Raw genomic sequence first — 17,799 nt, forward strand, 5'->3', positions numbered from 1 at the left:
GGAAAATAATTGGCATTTGCTCGACGAGTTGCCAAATATAACTACCATCCCTCCGCCAGTCCTAACTGGTTCAGGTTCAATGGGTCACTGTAGAACGTAGACATAAGCTGCCAACGCGTTACAGACTCTCAGCCTTATCGGCTCCCCAAGGTCGGGGCGTATGTTTGGCTTAAAACTCTCTTTTGTCAATAATAATCAGAAACGAATTTCAATAGGGTGAAATATAGGCTGATTTCCGAAAACGACACTGTCAATCAGAAGCTTCGACATATTTCTTGAGGTCATTATTAAAATGCGATGACATTATTAAAATGCGATGACCGGCCACACCGCAATCAATTAACTTTCTTTTTCGTAAGGCAAAAATGCGGCAATGATGAGCAACAACCAGCCGAGAATATTGATCGTTCCTCCGAGTGGCGCGGCATAAGGAAAAAGCCGTGTTTCAGCAAATTCCCGACACATGATGTCGGCGGCAAAAAGTGCAACACCGATAATGATAAGAAAACCGGCAAGCCGCATGACGATATTATTTTTGGTTGCAACCGAAAGACCCAAAAGTGCCGCGGCATTGCCAAGCAATACAGGTGCTACAGCTTCGTAATAACCGCCGATGTGTGATGCTGCTGCGTAAGCGGCAATACCTCCGGCTCCATAAAGTCCGGAAAAGCCGCTTAATATACGTTTATTCAAATCAGACATATGTTTCACCCCTTATCTGCCGCTATAAGTGCGGATGCAAAAGCTTCTGCAAATAGATCCAGCTCTTTTTTAGGGCCTACACTTACCCTTATGAGACGATCAAGTACCGGAACAGATGGTTTACGTACAAATATACCCTGTTGAATAAGTCGATCCAGTACAGCGTTAGCAAATTTGCCATCGCGGCCACAATCAATAGCGACAAAGTTGGTCGCCGACGGCAATGTTTTCAATCCGTGATTGTTGGCAACTTCTTTGATTTGCTGCTTTGCATTATTGATTTTCCCGATCACTTCATCAAGATATTTCTGGTCGGCCAATGCATGAAATGCAGCAATTTGAGCCATTTTATTGATAGAAAAATGATCGCGGACTTTATCAAACATGGCGATCCGTTCGGGAAGTCCTATTGCATAGCCGCAACGCAATCCTGCAAGCCCGTAAACTTTGGAAAAAGTCCGCATACGCAAGACATTCGGCCATATTTCCGACATCGGAGGCAAGTCGCCTTGAGGCGCCAATTCACCATAAGCCTCGTCCAGAATGAGTAAAGTGGATTTAGGTAGACTGTTTATGAAAGCTTCAATATCGCTTTTGTTATGCCACGTTCCCAACGGATTATCTGGATTTGCAAGATAAACAATTTTCGCCTTATGTTCGTGTGCAGCTTTCGCGAGTGCCTGAAGATCACATTTATCATTTGCATAGGGAACGTTGACGAGTTTTCCGCCAAAACCGGCAACATGGTAATTGAAAGTCGGATACCCCCCAAGCGAATTTACAACAATGTCACCCGGCTCGATATATTGCCGCACAATCAATCCCAATAGCGCGTCCACTCCGGGGCCGACGGTTAACTGATCGGGATCCAAATTGTAATGTTTCGCAAGCGCATGAATGAGATCATAGTTCTCAGGGTCACCATATTTCCATATTTCACCAAGCGAGTTTCTTAAAGCGTCCAAAACAGATGGAGCAGGACCGAAACCGTTTTCATTGGCACCCAATCGCGCACGAAATAAGCGGCCGGTTTTTCGTTCGATAGCCTCCGGCCCGGTAAACGGCACTGTTGCGGGTAGGGATGCGATAAGAGGTGTGACAGCCGGGAACTCGAATTTTTCTGACATAATTTAGTCCAGTTACAGCGGATACGGGCAACAGCACGTTCCACAATGATTAACACAAACAGTTTTGCTCACGACATCAATAAATCGTTATAGCCGCGTGTTAAATCGTAAAAACGACAATTCTATGTAATCCTTTGCAATGACACTGCCACCGAATACGTAAGCTAACCACGTATTTTATTTAGCAATGATTGGAGTGAATAGTTTTATTTTTTCTTGTTGAAACAAAAAGATTAATGAATGAATAAAATAAAAAAATAAATATAATTAATTTATGAAGAAAACAAATAAAAATAATTCGTATTTATATTTTTATATAACATGCTCATAAATCATATAAATTATTTCTTAAAAATATTATATCGAAGAATTACGTCAAAATAAATAATTCAGAGACAGAGCTTACAGACAAATAAAAAGTAAAATTTTGAAAATACCAATAAAAAAGCCGGTGGAAAAACCACCGGCTTTTTTTAATAATTCTCTTAAGAATTAGAACGAACGTTGGATACGAACCATACCCTGGAAAGCATCCTGATTCTTGAGGGAGCTGGTATATTTTGCATTTGCAGCTTCACTGCGAATGCCATAATCATCATCCCAAGAAATATATGTCAATTCAGGTGTAATTACCAAGCCTGGTACCAACTCGTATTTTACGTTGATGGATGCTGCAAAAGTATCTGTGTCATCGTAAGCAACTTGTGCATTGAAGCTGGCCTTCTTGTTGAATTTGAAGGTTGTGCCGCCCCAAACTGCCCAGTCGCCACCCCAATCACCATAGATTGAGTTGACCTGACGATAAATACCATACTTGAGGACGCCGTCGCGGCCAATACGTGCAGCATGGCGTCCGTTGCCATCCTTTAGACCATATGTGTTATCGAGATCATAGTAATCATCAGCAGATTTATATCCGCCCATGACCCAAACACTCCACTGGTCGGTAACGTTCAAATCCAAACGAGCCTTGGCAGCCCATTCTTCATAATAAGCGTCGTAAGCACCAACAACAGAAACGCCACCCCAGCCTTGAACGAACTTCAAGCCACCAACAACATTCGGTGTATAGTCATCAATCTTGCTGCTGAGTTTATAGCGTTTAAAGTTGATGTCGCCGTTATCCAAATGGGAGTAACGATAACCATACTTGTCCGCATCATCATTGCCTTGTTCAACACCCAAGATAGCGGAGAAACCGTTTCCTGCGTTGAATGTGTAGCTGATAACATTGGTACGTGTGTAAGCCATCGGGGTCAAGATGTCGTCATTGATGACGTTACCAAAATAACCTGTCCAGTGGTTGAAGATGGATTCATCAAGACCAACGCGGATACCACCGAGTTCGATGAAAGCAAAACGAAGCTGACCTGAAGCAGAGTCCGCATCTTTCCCGTCGTATTCTGCACCACGATCCCACTGTGAACGCAATTCGATGAATGTGCGCAGTGTTCCGAGTTCAGTTTCAGAAGCTGTGTGGAAACGAAGGGTTGCACGTGTACGCCAAGCGTAGGTATCACGATCAATTTGGCCACGTTTACGAGCGCCGACATAGTCACCGCCCTTGATGTCTGCACGGACATAGCCGGAAATACGCATGCAAGTTTCGGTTCCAGGAATGTAGAAATATCCTTCACCGTATGCATCGCAAACGCGTACATATTCAACGGGCTCTGGCTCTGCAACGACTACGTCAGCTGCACGAGCGCCAGAAACTGCAATGAGAGCTGCAGCGGAGCCGAGAAGAAGGCTCTTAATGTTCATATCTGACCTCCAGTCAAAGTTAAAATTGGGTCGGGTTCACGAAGTTCAGAAAAAGTTGAATCCCGATCCCCTTAACCGAAAAAGTCGCACACAAGCGCTCCTTCTTCATGAGACGAACATACCTGACATGATTTTCGATTCAACCGCCAAATAAGAAAAACTGGGGAGGAAGCGCGCGTATCGTGGTACCTTGTTGCAAAAATGACACAAAAATAATGGGGGTTTGCAGTTTTATTTGTGGATTATTAACCATATTTTTCGCGTTAATTTTTGGTTAACTATCGAATTTCATTGTTTCTAGCTGTTGTTTTCGAGTCGTCATAGCGTTTTATCTCGATATGGAACAATTTTTTCAAACTTCACAAAAGTAACACATTTCGTCATTTTTGATGTGTATCAATTCTTTATTTCAGTGATTTTGGTGCTTCCGTAAAAGCACAGGTTTTTCGACCAAGTTTGAAAAACTTGCCAATAAAAATAATGTCAGTTTCAGGATGGGTTTGCAAAGAGTGGGAACGGGTAGGGCTTCTCCCATTCTCGAACTTATAAGAAGTTATCGGGCATTCGGGATTATATAATCTGTCGGTTGTAGGACATTGACAATTAACATGCGTGTTGAAAAGTCGAATTTTGGAAAAGGCGCATTTTGGATATGATTAAGCCGACGTTATAGGAGAGGGGAAACAGGAAAAAAGGAAAAAGCAAAAGCCGTCGCCGTGAGGAGAAGGAAGGAAGTAGCATTCGTGCGATGCGAGGGAATGAATTATTAATATGTATAAAATTTTAGAAATTCGCGAAAATTGCTTGAACTTCCATTAAAGAATGTTTATTGGCTCCTCTTGGAGAGGTGGCCGAGTGGTCGAAGGCGCTCCCCTGCTAAGGGAGTAGAGCTCAAAAGGCTCTCGAGGGTTCGAATCCCTTCTTCTCCGCCACGCAAGTTATGAATTTCACTGCATAACTCTCCATCCACTGGATAGAAAACAAAAATATCTGTTGGTGAGCGGTTCGTTTCACGGTCGAGACGGTTTTCCATAGGTACGATTGACGTCTTTCAGGCAGAAGTCTGTGTTCGGGATTTTTGCCGATGCGGTTTTGATTTCCTGTTTCTTAAAATACAGGGAATTAACAGGAAATTTTTTTTAAAATCGTTTTTTACTGTCATTTTATATCAGAGCTTGCCCTCGATCGAGCGGTTTATAGGGAAGGTTATGCCTGATGCATGTACTGACAGCTTTTCATGAACAGGAAATCGGGATTGGTGAAGGGGAACGCTCATTCTGATATTGTGTTGTGATTCCATCTCTTGGTCTTTTGAAAACCGGCACGCGCTCGTGCCGTCGACTTCTGGCGGCGAATGGAGAAGTGGCTTCTATGGAGGAACTATGAGAATGATGAATGATTGGCTGTAAGGAAGAGATGTTCCTGTTTGTTCCAATCGGGGTCTATCAAGTTTCCAACGGGTTTTTCAAGGAAAAATCTTATGCTTTTTAAAAAATGACCAACGCGTATCTTTTTGGACAAGCGAGAGTTAATCCGGGAGCTTCAATGCCAACCTTACAGCTTTTGCCACATAATCATAATTGTCCACCAGATTGGATGTAGATATACGTAATGCCTGCGTTCTATAAACAGAACACTTGCTACCCGGCAACACAGCAATCCGCCTTGAGGCCAATGTAATCATGGCAAATTGTTCATCGGGAACAGGTAGCCAGATACTAAAACCTTCACCACGGCACGGAAACGCATTGACACCATATTGATCGAAAGCTTGATAAAGAGACTCGCGACGCTGCTTATATATTTTTCTTGCCTTTTCCAATCCCTTTAATGTTGTCTCATCTTGCAAAAGCCATGCTGTTGCCGATTGCATAATCCGGCTTGTCCAACCTGAACTGAACGCACGAAAGGATTGTATTTTAGATATGATAGAAAGTGGAGCTGACAAAACAGCAACACGTAAATCCGGCCCAAGTGCCTTGGAAAAAGACAGAATATGCACGACACGATCGGGAAAATATTTCCCAAGAGATAAAGGTGGCAATGATGAAATATCGCCAAGGCCATCATCTTCAATAATCATCATTTTTGAATTTTCCAGTATTTTAGCCAATGACTTCAATCTTTGCGAGGTCATTTTGGCTCCAAGAATGGAATGAAGTCTTGGTTGATAAAGAAAGGCTTGCGGCTCCTGCTTTATAGCTTCTGAAAGCGCATCCGGTATCGGGCCATTCTCATCGCAAGCAACCGGAACGGGTTCAACTCCCATATCTTCAATAATATCCAAAATCCGTATAGGTGTCGGATCTTCGACCGCAATCTTGGCTCCTGCAAAATAAAGTGCATGCAATATGGCATGGATCGCACTATAACCGCCATTGGTAACAAGGAAACCTTCCGGCTTATAGGACCAACGGTCTTCAACTGCCTCGCGCAATTCAGGCAGAATTTTTTCACGATCATAACTGTTCAGATTGGCAACTTTGACGCCGTGCTGCATCGCTTTATCCAGTGATGGCAACAAGTCGGGATCAGGCACCGACCAGCTGAGATCAATAGTATTGCTATCATAATTACCGGCCTGTCCCATGCGAGAGGGATGCGCATTCAGAAAACGGGACGGCCCCGGAGATGTACGCACACCACTGATCCATGAACCGTTGCGTCCTTTGCCGGTGATTACACGATGTTTTCGCAACTCTTTCCATGCATTGGATAATGTAGCGGGACTGACTTTCATAACATAGGCCAGTTCTCGCAACGGCGGTAATTTTGCACCCAATTCAAGCTCGCCACTTGCAATGAGATTGCTCGTCCGGGTTGCGATTCCTCTCGTTGTACGATCGCTGATCTGACCAGCCAACCATTCTGTATCAATGTGCTTCATATGCCAAACTTAATCTTTCCCGATTTTGTTCTTTCCCTACTTTTTTATCGTCTAATATTTTAATTGTTCAATAACATAATAGTATTTGAACAATTATAACTAAACAATTAATCTTCAATATAGGGATAGAATATGCCGTTTATCTGGGGTTGGAGGATTTTATGGCTAAAATCAAAATACGTGCTGCTTTTCGTGATTGGGATTATCTGACGCCCTTGCTCATCGGTGATATTCAATCCGATCATGTCGATCTTGAGATTGAACGCGTTGGAACACTCGTAACCAATCTCGCAGAAAGTGACAGTTATGACGTTGCAGAAACATCTTTCAGCCGCTATGCCTCTGCACGCGCTGCTCATGATGACCGGCTTATCGGTGTGCCGCATTTTCTGATGCGTGGTTTCCGCCATCGTTGTCTTATCACACGAAAAGATAGCCCTATCACCACTTTTAACGAGCTTGCAGGCAAGCGTATCGGTGTCACAGGATGGCGTGATTCAGGTAACGTCTGGACACGTACGGCGCTTTTTCATGAAGGCATAGATGTCGAGGATGCCTATTGGTATGCGGGGCGTCTTACTGAAGCACATCCGATCACAGACCGCCTTGATGGCTTTGGAAGGCCTGGCCGCATAGAAGCTGCTCCTGATGAAAAACCGATGGTTGAACTCCTTGAAAATGGTTGGCTCGATGCCATCATGACACCCTTTATGCCGGATGGCTTTTTCAATTCATCAACATCTTTTAGGCAGTTGTTACCGGATTTCAGAGCTAGCGAACAAGCCTATTATGACAAAGTCGGATATATTCCGGGAATTCATATGTTGGCTTTCAAAAAAGACTTTGTTGAAAAACATTCCGAAGCTGTAGTCGAAGTTGACCGCCTGTTGAATGCGTCCAAAAAATTGTGGCTCAATAAACGGCGCAAATATGCAGAGACAACACCGTGGATATTGGATGATCTGGAATATAGCGCCTACCGCCTTGCCGCAGACTGGGATTCAAGCGGGCTGGAAACGAACTCCAGAATGATAAGAGATTTTACTTCAGAGCTATATCGGCAACAAATCCTGCCGCATAATTTGACTGTCGAGGATCTTTTTCCACACAGATTCTGACTGATACATCGTTTCAACGTCACGATATTTTCAAAGGAACTAATATGAAAATCGCATTAGGGCAGTTTGCAGTCGGCAAAATATGGGAAGAAAATTTGGAAACGGTCCTTGGTCTGATGGAAAAGGCCAATCAACAAAATGCAGAGCTTCTTGTGCTGCCGGAAGGTATTTTGGCACGAGATATTGCGGATCCTGAAATCGTTCTCAAATCGGCGCAACCACTTGATGGTCCCTTCATCAGCGCAGTGATTGAAAAAAGCAGGACGATGCCTATGGCTGTGGCAATGACTGTACATACAACAACAGGTGAAAAACGCGTTCATAACAATCACCTTGTCATTCACAAAGGTAAAATCATCGCATGTTATACAAAATTGCATCTTTATGATGCCTTTAACATGCAAGAATCCGCCAATGTCGAACCTGGCACCGAAGTCCCTGCATTGGTTGAAATCGGCGGTTTCAAATTCGGATTGATGACGTGCTATGATGTCCGTTTTCCGGAACTTGCAAGACGATTGGCTGCAGATGGTGCCGATGCTTTCCTATTGCCGGCAGCATGGGTGCGTGGTTTAGGCAAAGAAGCGCATTGGAACATTCTTGTCACCGCACGCGCCCTTGAAAATACCTGCTATATGATAGCTGTCGGTGAATGCGGTGAACGCAATATCGGCGCCAGTATGGTCGTTGATCCTCTTGGCGTTGCCATTTTACAAGCTGGCGAGGCTCCCGCTCTCGTTTATGCAAATCTTTCAAAAGAACGCATTGAACACGCACGAAAAATATTGCCCGTTTTAAAAAACCGGAAGTTCAAAACACCTGAACTCACATAAGATCAAAAAGAATACGGGTAAAACCAAAAAGGATATGGGGAATGAAAAATAAGTTAACAAAACTGGTCACTTGTCTTTTTCTGATGATTGGCTGCACATCTTCTTTTGCACAGGACATCACAATTCCAAAGCAGAAAGTAAATGAAGAACTTCGCGCCAAATTGCCTGCCAAGAACCTTGAATCAGGAAAATTAATATCCGTCAATGGTGGTTCTTTCCCGCCCTATATTATTGCAAAAAGCAATACAGACATTGATGGTGCCAGCGAAGACTTTTCACAAGCTATATCAGAACTTCTTGGCTTGAAAATCGAACATCTGACGGTTTCCGGTCTTGCTGCCGAACTGAGCGGCGTCAATTCAGGTCGCTATGATCTGTCTATCGGGCCTGTCGGTGACTATCCTTCCCGTCAAGGTGCAAATGATTTTATCGATTATGTACAAGAATTTGTTGTTTTTGCCGTCAAGAAGGGCAATCCGGAAAACATCACCAACCTTGGCGAAACATGTGGCAAACGCATTTCCGTTATGGCTGCCGGCTCGGCCGAAAAAGTAATCAAACAACAGTCGGAAGTCTGCATCAAGGATGGCAAACCGGCAGTAAATGTCTTGTCTTTCGCCGATCAGCCAACGGCTATTCTTTCTGTTCGTTCAAATCGCGCAGACGCTTTCTTCTCGTCTCAGGCTCCCCTTACTTATTTTGTCCAACAGGCAAACGGACAGCTTGAACTTGCCGGTATTGGGCAAAAAAATGGCTTCGAGGACATTTATCAAGGCGCAGTTGTCGCCAAAAACAGTCCACTGGGTAATGTTTTAAAAAGCGCATTCAATGAGCTTATTGCCAATGGAACCTATGAAATCATCATGAAAAAATGGGGGCTTGAAAATAATATGGTCAAGTCGGTCGATGTGAATATGGCAACAGATATGAGCAAATAAGGGCAAAATAGTCATGCGTGAAGAGACCGATCATAATGACTGGCAGAAACGTGATGTTGTCAATGCTCATCATGTTGTACCGCTAGGACGTATTGTTGTCTGGATCGTCGTACTCCTTATTGCAGGCATCCTGTTGTGGCGTGTTGCAAACAATCCCAACTTCGGATGGCCGATTATCCGGGAATGGTTTACCGAATATTCAATTATGAAGGGGTTGCTGACGACTTTATGGCTTACAGTCATATCCATGGTTCTCGGTGTCGCAATTGGTCTGGTAATTGCTGTTGCACGCTTATCAAACGACTACCTTGCACGAAGCGTTGCCGGTCTTTACATCTGGTTTTTTCGTGGCACTCCACTCTTAGTACAACTGATTTTCTGGTATAATCTTTCTACGCTGGTTCCAAAAATCAGCATCGGTATCCCGTTCGGTCCTACTTTTATTTCATGGGATACGAATGACCTGATTACACCATTGACTGCTGCCATTGCAGGTCTGGCTCTTAATGAAGCAGCCTATATGGCAGAAATCATACGCGCTGGTCTGTTATCAGTTAAAAAGGAACAATATGAAACGTGTGATGCATTCGGCATGACAAAGATTCAGGCATTACGCCGTATCATTATTCCACAAGCTATGCGTTCTATCGTACCTCCCACGGGAAACCAGTTAATCAGCATGATTAAATCAACATCGCTTGTCAGCGTTATTGCCATGTCTGATATGCTTTATTCAGTCCAATCTATCTATAACCGCACTTTCGAGGTTATCCCTATGCTGATGGTTGCCGTGATCTGGTACCTCATCATTACGTCGATCTTGAATATCGGCCAAGGTTTCATCGAGCGTTATTATGGACGTGGAGAGAAAGGAACACATCCGCTTCCAAAAAGAACCGAGATTGTAACCGCCGGGGGAACTGAAAATGGTTGAAAAGCATATAAACTCTTCAGAACCGCCTTTGGTTGTCGCACGAAATATTCACAAATCCTTCGGCGATCTACAAGTTCTCAAAGGTCTTGATGTCGACGTTAGAATAGGTGAAACAATCGTGATATTGGGGCCTTCCGGCTCAGGAAAATCAACATTTTTGCGCTGTATCAATCGTCTTGAGGTTATTAATCAAGGCATGATTATGGTCGGCGATGAACAAATCGGCTTTAAATGGAGCCATAACAAGCTTATGCCGCTATCCAGTCGCGGCATTGCCAAACAACGGCGCTCTATCGGTATGGTCTTCCAGCAGTTCAATCTCTATCCGCACATGACGGTGCTGGAAAATATTATTGAAGCACCAATACATGTTCATAAAATCACGCGCCAAAAAGCATGTGAACACGCATTGGAATTGCTTGATAGGGTTGGTCTCGGTGATAAGGCCGGTTTCTATCCGTCACAACTTTCCGGGGGACAACAACAACGTGTTGCTATTGCGCGCGCACTCGCTATCCGGCCAAAACTTCTTTTGTTTGACGAACCGACATCTGCTCTCGATCCGGAGCTGGTTGGCGAAGTCCTTGAAACCATGCGCGACCTCGCCAAACAAGGCATGACCATGATTATCGTAACACATGAAATAGGTTTTGCACGCGAGGTCGCAGACCGTGTTATTTTTATGGATGATGGCTATATTATAGAACAGGGTAAACCTGAAGATGTCATAGGAAATCCTCAAGCACCAAGAACAAAAGAATTTCTCAGTCGTTTCATCTGAATATTTTATTGTTTTGAAATCAATATCATAAGCATATGTAAAGGCCTTGGCAGAATAACTCTGCGCATTGCGGTTGGGCGCTAACATCGGGAAATAGTCAAGTCGGATCGCTTCAAATATTTCAAAACGTCATCCGAAATCATCCAACTGGTAGTGATGGTTTACATGCGATAGATATTGTCGGAATAACAGCTTTGGCAGATGATTGGCTCGTTTTATCGTTAAGAAGCGTAACGGGAAGTGTCCAAACCGGCAATGGCATCCGGATCAAAATGGTTAAACGATCAACAGCGTGCAGCATTATTTTTGGCGTGTTGTCGATTATGAGGGTGAAGTTCAGAGATGCCATGTTTCAAAGAAACGCAATATCAGGGGTGTCGGAAAGTCCTTCCTGAAGTCCGTGAAAAAGCACGCTTATCCAAAGATCATAACGATTGAAAGGCTCGCTTCCTATGGAGCAGTGTTCAAAGCAATCGGCATTGAGAGAATGGAGAAAACGGGGCGTCGTTTAAAAGAATTGCTGCGAGAATGCATTCGCATTTTCCGTTCTGGTAACGGGAGAGGGCAATGCAACGCTTCAGGAGCATGGCAAGTTTACAAAAATTTACACATGGTCAAGGACAAGATAGTCAAGGACAAGCATGCAACCATTTTGATCTGGAATGGCATCTTGTTCGCAGGCAAACATAAAAGCAAAGATGAACGATCGCGTTCAATGGGTGGTGCAATTTAACCATTGCGTAAAGCAGGTCCATCTCACGCCTTTCAGACAAGTTGCAATGAGGCTGACAATAACGCCATGCCATCGTGAAAATTCTCTGACATTTTATGTAAAAGAAATATGCGAAATTACTAGTTAAACTATATCAGTCATTTTTTCCGAACGCATCCGTCAATACAATTCATTACAGTTTTTAAATTTCCCTTGTCTATTCAGCGTAACGATAGTTTAAGTGGAAATCATTTTTGTTGTTTCTTTGTCCACATTGTTTTGCCGACTGTTCGGGGTTTTCATGACTTCCGGAAAGAACGATCTATCAACAAAGATGAAAATGAAAATAGATGAATTAAGTCCATTAATTGATGAAACGTTATAAGTGATTGAGACATAATTTCGGTATTGAATTTTTAAAAATCTTTATGCACTTCTGTTTCAATAATTGCGTACCGAAACGAAACAATATAATTCTTGTTCAGAATTTTTATTTTTTAAAGATTGTCAGAAAATCAATATGGATAAAGAGCAAGATACAGGAAATACCGACGACGAACATTCCAAGCGACTATCTGGAAACAGTGGTGAATTACGTGCCCTTAACGAGTTGAAGGGAAATTTTATTGTTCCCGGTTATCAGCGTGGTTACCGATGGAATGACCAACAGATTAATGACTTTTTAAATGATATTTTCGAGTTTTATGAACAATTCAAGAATGGCAAAGAAAACAAAATCTATTTTCTTCAACCTATTATGGTTGTGGAGAAATATAGCGATGGAACCGGTAACGAAGAAAAAGATCCCGAAATAAATATTGTTGATGGGCAACAACGTTTAACGACAGTGCTTTTATTAAATTCGGTTCTGTTGAACAATTATGTCGGGGAAAAAATCGGTTATGGTAAGTCAATTAACAAACCAGTAGACCGCGATGCCATTTATCTCGATTATTTTGCAAAAGCCACTTACTATATTTTCCCCGACGATATTCAGAAAAAAAACGATAGTTCACGTTGCGATAGTGAAAAAAGTGATTTTATAAATTACACTCTAACCATTAATACACGGGATGAAAGTGATAGACTTTTAAAACGTATAGCAAATGGTATAGAACCTACAGAAAAAGACTGTGGGAGTATAGATTTATATTTTATCTACAATGCTTACAGAAATATAAAAAAATATATTGATAAGAAGAATGAAGAAGGTATCGACTGGTCAAAGTTTTATGAAACATTTGCTAAGCAAGTAAAAGTACTTTGGTACGTAATTGATGATAGCGATTCCAGTGGTGAAATAGCGGCATTTACACGTTTGAATAGCGGAAAAATTCCCTTGACGAATGCCGAGCTAAGCCGCGCAGCACTCCTCAATCCTGCTTATTACAAATCGCAAAATAATAAAGACGCTAATGAAAACTTGCCGGATATTGAAACGGAGCGCGGCTTGATTAGCGTCGGGTGGGATAATCTCGAATACGAGTTGCGAAAACCGGAATTTTGGGGATTTCTCGGTTTTTCGGAAAATGATTATTCGTCGAATGTTAAAGATCGACGAAACAAAAGTTTTGAAGATGAACGTTATCAAACGCGTATAGATTTTCTTCTGGATTTTCATTTTAACAAAAAAAGCGATGAAGATAACAAACTTGCTTCTTTTATGGCACTCGAAAAAGAATTAAAAAATGCGGAAGCAGAGAAGTTTGCCCAAAAAAATGTCAAACAGATATGGGAAGCAATCCAGCTTGATCTATGGAAGTTACAAACCTGGTATGACGATAACGACCTTTATCATTGGATTGGTTATTTATTTGCTCAAAAACAAATGAATCAATACCTGTTTTCGGACTTTAAAGATCTGGAAAAAGACAAGTTAAAGGAAGAAGTTAAAGGTAATATCAAAAGTTTTTATCCCGATCTGGAAACGGTTCTCGAATATACGTATGAAACCGATAGAGCAGGATGCCAAAGAGCCTTATTTTTATATAATGTCGAATATGTGAGAAGTATGAAAACAACGGGTAAAAAGCCCCGATATGACTTCTCTGCCCATCACCAAAAGAAATGGTCAATAGAACACATCAAGGCGCAAAATGTTGAGGAGCTCAATACAAAGGAACAATGGTTGACTTGGTTGGAAGGCCATCTGGAAGTAGTGGCGAGCATTTCTCCGCGCGGTGAAGACCGGAAAAAGGATGACCTTAAAAAGGATGGCTCCCGGAAAGAGGACAACCTTCAAAGCGATAATCTGCGGAGAAAAGATGATCTTCAGCCCCTGTCTAAACACGTTGAAGAGTTGATGGACAAGCTCAAATCTTCGGAATTATTTGAATATTCGGAGCCATTCAAACTTCCTGATACGAAAGAAGAGTTTTTAAGGTTGTCGAAACGCATATTGGAATTTTTTGATAATAGAGCAGGCCCGACCGAAGTGATTGATAACAGGTTACATGAGTTGTCAAACCTTGCGCTTCTGGACCGTACGGCAAACAGTGCTCTGAACAATTCGATTTTTCGTGTCAAACAGAACAAAATTGTTGAAGAAATGAAGCAAGGCAATTTTATTCCGCCCGCTACCCAAGCTGTATTCTTGCGCTTGTTTAGCATGGAAGAACAAGGTCATCTGTATTGGACAGCGAAGGATCGTAAAGCATATCAAGACGACATCAAAGAAAAACTTGAGTATTTATTGGGATGAACATCATGGGGAGTAGCACGGTCAAAAGCTTTTACCAACTTTTGAAAGAAACTGAAGTTGTTATCCCGATGATACAACGTGATTATGCGCAAGGACGTCTCACAGAAAAGGTAAAGTCTATTCGTCATGACTTTTCGGATGCACTTTATAATGCGTGTAAATATAAAAAGCCGTTACATCTCGATTTTATCTATGGGGAGGAAGATAAGAGACAATTCAAGCCGTTTGACGGGCAACAACGGTTGACCACATTGTTTTTATTGCACTGGTACGCTGCAGGAAAAGCCGAAAAATTAGCCGAGGAAAAAGAATTTTTTAACCGCTTTTGTTATGAAATTCGTGAAAGCACGCGGATATTTATTAAAAAACTTAATAATGAATCCGGTTTTTTATTTAAACGTCTTTCCGACGACAAGGACATTTCATCAATTATCAAAAAAGCTCCCTGGTATGTTGCGAGGTGGAAATTTGATCAATCAATATCCGGTATGCTGGTCATGCTGGATGCGATCCATACGAAATTTAAAGATATTCCAGATCTTTGGAAAAGATTAACAGAAGAACCACCGCTTATCACATTTTTTTATAAGCCATTGCACGACCTGTCATTGAAAAGCGATGAACTATACATAAAAATGAACGCGCGCGGCAAACAACTCACCGAATTTGAAAATTTCAAAGCGAAATTTGTGGAACACTTGAGAGAAAAATCCTTAAGAGGTGAACTGAAAATCAAAACGCCATTGAACGAGATAGAAAGATGTTTTGATACGTCATGGATCAGCATTTTTTGGGATAATATCTGTTCAGGCTATAAATTTTATTACGTTGACAAAGCGGTTTTATGTGACAAGGCATTTGCGCGTTTTTTGCGTTATATTGGCACTATTTTATATCTCTTGAACGACGAGCAAATCCGCTCGGAAGATAATCAAGCAACAAATATGTCAGACGATGTCCGAACCATGAAGTTGTTCGAGATATTCTATCATGTGGTTGGAAAAACATCTTTTTTATCTAATATAGACGGTAACAATATTGATGGGTTAAAACGTTTATTCGATGCAATAAATGACATCGGTAACGATAAAATAGATTGGATACTCAAAGAAATATTTTATAAAAAGGATTCGGATAGTAGCAACGAAATTAATAATGATAATTCATTCTTAAAAGTTGCTTTATTCAATAATGCTGAAGAAAATATTTTCGATCATTTAATCAATAATGAAAAGGAAGAGCCTGTTGCTGTTCGTCTTCTTTTATTTGCGCTTTTATTGTTAATATGGCAAAAAATTTCATATGATAAGGATGCCAACTTGGCAATTGACGCAGAAGATATAAAAGCGATGCGGGAATCACTGCGAACCATTCGCAATCTTCTTGAAAATGCGGCCGACAATCTTCGATATGAAAAATATCCGGCGCAATTATGCGAAATGGTGAAGATTATTTTAACTGATCCATTAAATGAAAAAGAGGATATTGTTTCACGCGATCTGTTGAGCAGTGGTCCGCGGGATCGGGTCGACAATGAAAACCAATGGATCAGGGAAAGCAGTTTCAATGTTTATCAAATAAATGAAGAAGCGGTAAAATTGAAACTGCGCCGGGAACATAAAGATGATGAAAAATTGCTGAACGCATTGAACCGGCTTGAAAATCACGAATTTTTCCGTGGTAATTTAGGCGCATTTTCTCTGTGCGAACAGCAGGAAACAGAAGAGCGTGAGCAGCCGGAGCCAGAAAAGTTTATCTGCTTTGATCGTAAAATTATAGAGGCAGGAGATAAACTTTTCAGTCACTTTGCGGACAATTCCGACAGTGAGTTACTAAAAAACTCCTTATTATGCGAAGCCGATTACGCATGGCAAACCGGTTCCTACTTTACCTATGGAGCAAGAGAGAGCGGTGGGCATTGGAACGATATATTCAGCAGAAGCATATATAATCAAAGGATGGATTGTCGGCGAGCAGTCACAAAATTATGCCGCTATATTGCAGAACAGAGCGAAACGGAAAAAGAAATAGAAGATATACTTTATGAAAAAAATAAAGAATGGCTTATAGAGTGCGAGCAGTCTGAAGAACTTTGCTGGAGATATTATTTAGTAAAATATTCTGATCTTTTTATACCGAAGGAGTCAAAATATAAGCTATTGAGATGTAAAGAATACGGTCATATATTTACCAGCAATGTATATTTTAAAAAGAATGTGAGAGTGTATTGGAACCCGTTTCTATTTTGTGTTGCTGAAAAAATGAAGCAGGAATTTGATAAAGAAATAGAATTTCTACCGTGCGGGCCTCGGGATGAAAGACCGGAACGCGATTTTGAGGATGAAGGTCTGGAAATAGAAAAAGGAGTTTATCTCCATGGGGTCGAAACCGGTTGGCAGCTATCATCTTCACCGACTAATAGAGATCAGTGTAGCGACGAGCTAAAAATGCGCTTTAGAGACGAAAATGATCTCGCTCCTTTATTCAATAATGATGATGTTAAGTCGTCTGACCCCGAAAAAGGTATTATAGTATTGAAAGGGGAAGATGGGTATTTACATGAAAAAGGTGATGAAGGGGAGGGGACATGTCGGTTGTATGACAAAGTCGATCGTATTGATTATATCGTCAAATTTTTCAAAAATCGTATAAATTAAACGATAGTGATAACTATCATGGCATAAAGTGCTTTCAATATCATAAGGTATTATGGACTCGTTTCCTGTAGTCCAATCGGAATATTTGACTGATTTTGGAAGGCAAGCGTTTCAGCCGGTTTGCCGTATTCTTGAGAACTGAAAATTTATCGGCATATTTACGTATATGTCGGGATTTTTATATCGTGATTTTGTTTCGGGGAACTGCCGGTTCGAGATCTTGAATTGATTTTCAGTTGTAAAACGGGAATTCTTCCTGTTCCGCTTATTTTGTAGGGCTTAAGGTGGTTAAAAATTCATCCCACTCATATTTAGTCGGTTCTGTTTAAGCTTATCTCACGAATTTTCCGTTCAACAGTGCTTACGCTAAAGGATGACGGAAAGAATGCTCATTCTTTTTTATTAGCAGGCTTGCCGGTGAGCCTTTTTAAACATCAATCACAAACGCTTGGAAAATGCATATGAGTGCCATTCCACGCGGTTAGATCTGCGGAGCGGGTCAGCCTTTGACCGATAAAGAACTATCGCTGCCTTTTACAAAAATTGCTCACACATAAATTGCTCACACATATTTTAAAGAACGAGTGAACGAATGTCGCTAGAATATTTTGGGCTGCTTTGGCTCTTCCTGAAGAGAAAACGCTC

General features: G+C 41.6%; 12 protein-coding genes, 1 tRNA gene and 1 riboswitch. Of the genes, 9 read left to right on the top strand and 4 right to left on the bottom strand.

Annotated elements, in window-relative coordinates; translation table 11 throughout:
* Positions 1–30: 30 nt before the first annotated feature.
* Positions 31–158, bottom strand: a riboswitch (TPP riboswitch).
* 181 nt (positions 159–339) lie between these two features.
* The 3 genes from BBC0122_RS03995 to BBC0122_RS04005 all read right to left on the bottom strand — a co-directional run bounded on the left by BBC0122_RS03995 (position 340) and on the right by BBC0122_RS04005 (position 3,593).
* Positions 340–702 (bottom strand): DUF423 domain-containing protein, encoded by a 363-nt coding sequence (locus BBC0122_RS03995; protein WP_077991570.1) that lies wholly within the window; start codon positions 700–702, stop codon positions 340–342.
* A gap of 5 nt (positions 703–707) precedes the next feature.
* Positions 708–1,829, bottom strand: coding sequence for a pyridoxal phosphate-dependent aminotransferase (locus BBC0122_RS04000; protein WP_077991573.1), 1,122 nt, complete (start codon positions 1,827–1,829; stop codon positions 708–710).
* 492 nt (positions 1,830–2,321) lie between these two features.
* Positions 2,322–3,593 carry a porin gene (locus BBC0122_RS04005; protein WP_077991575.1) on the bottom strand — a complete coding sequence of 424 codons (1,272 nt, stop codon included), beginning with the start codon at positions 3,591–3,593 and terminating at the stop codon, positions 2,322–2,324.
* Positions 3,594–4,434: 841 nt separating this feature from the next.
* Between BBC0122_RS04005 and BBC0122_RS04010 the strand changes: the two genes are divergently transcribed.
* Positions 4,435–4,525 (top strand) — tRNA-Ser (locus BBC0122_RS04010).
* Between the two features lie 596 nt (positions 4,526–5,121).
* Here BBC0122_RS04010 and BBC0122_RS04015 read toward each other — a convergent pair.
* Positions 5,122–6,480 carry an aminotransferase-like domain-containing protein gene (locus tag BBC0122_RS04015; protein WP_077991579.1) on the bottom strand — a complete coding sequence of 453 codons (1,359 nt, stop codon included), beginning with the start codon at positions 6,478–6,480 and terminating at the stop codon, positions 5,122–5,124.
* A 161-nt stretch (positions 6,481–6,641) separates the two neighbouring features.
* Here BBC0122_RS04015 and BBC0122_RS04020 point away from each other — a divergent pair, with 161 nt between their 5' ends.
* From BBC0122_RS04020 to BBC0122_RS04055, 8 genes are all read left to right on the top strand, one after another.
* Entirely contained in the window at positions 6,642–7,598 is a 957-nt protein-coding gene (locus BBC0122_RS04020) for an ABC transporter substrate-binding protein (protein ID WP_077991580.1), read from the top strand.
* A gap of 44 nt (positions 7,599–7,642) precedes the next feature.
* Positions 7,643–8,431: a deaminated glutathione amidase gene (locus BBC0122_RS04025; RefSeq protein WP_077991581.1), complete on the top strand. Its 789-nt coding sequence runs from the start codon at positions 7,643–7,645 to the stop codon at positions 8,429–8,431.
* 41 nt (positions 8,432–8,472) lie between these two features.
* Complete coding sequence (locus BBC0122_RS04030; protein ID WP_075915929.1) at positions 8,473–9,369, top strand: ABC transporter substrate-binding protein; 897 nt, start codon at positions 8,473–8,475, stop codon at positions 9,367–9,369.
* A gap of 13 nt (positions 9,370–9,382) precedes the next feature.
* A complete protein-coding gene (locus tag BBC0122_RS04035; protein WP_077991582.1) occupies positions 9,383–10,303 on the top strand; it encodes an amino acid ABC transporter permease in 921 nt (306 codons plus the stop codon).
* A complete protein-coding gene (locus BBC0122_RS04040; RefSeq protein ID WP_188318082.1) occupies positions 10,296–11,084 on the top strand; it encodes an amino acid ABC transporter ATP-binding protein in 789 nt (262 codons plus the stop codon). The genes BBC0122_RS04035 and BBC0122_RS04040 overlap by 8 nt, the downstream gene beginning before the upstream one ends.
* A 292-nt stretch (positions 11,085–11,376) precedes the next feature.
* Entirely contained in the window at positions 11,377–11,817 is a 441-nt protein-coding gene (locus BBC0122_RS04045) for a DDE-type integrase/transposase/recombinase (RefSeq protein WP_225868148.1), read from the top strand.
* Between the two features lie 499 nt (positions 11,818–12,316).
* Positions 12,317–14,497, top strand: a complete 2,181-nt coding sequence (locus BBC0122_RS04050; RefSeq protein WP_077991583.1) for a DUF262 domain-containing protein — start codon at positions 12,317–12,319, stop codon at positions 14,495–14,497.
* Between the two features lie 5 nt (positions 14,498–14,502).
* A complete protein-coding gene (locus BBC0122_RS04055) occupies positions 14,503–17,154 on the top strand; it encodes a DUF262 domain-containing protein (protein ID WP_188318083.1) in 2,652 nt (883 codons plus the stop codon).
* The last annotated feature ends 645 nt before the right edge of the window (positions 17,155–17,799 follow it).

Origin of the sequence: Ditibartonella choladocola, assembly GCF_002007565.1 — a bacterium.
Lineage (GTDB): Bacteria > Pseudomonadota > Alphaproteobacteria > Rhizobiales > Rhizobiaceae > Bartonella > Bartonella choladocola.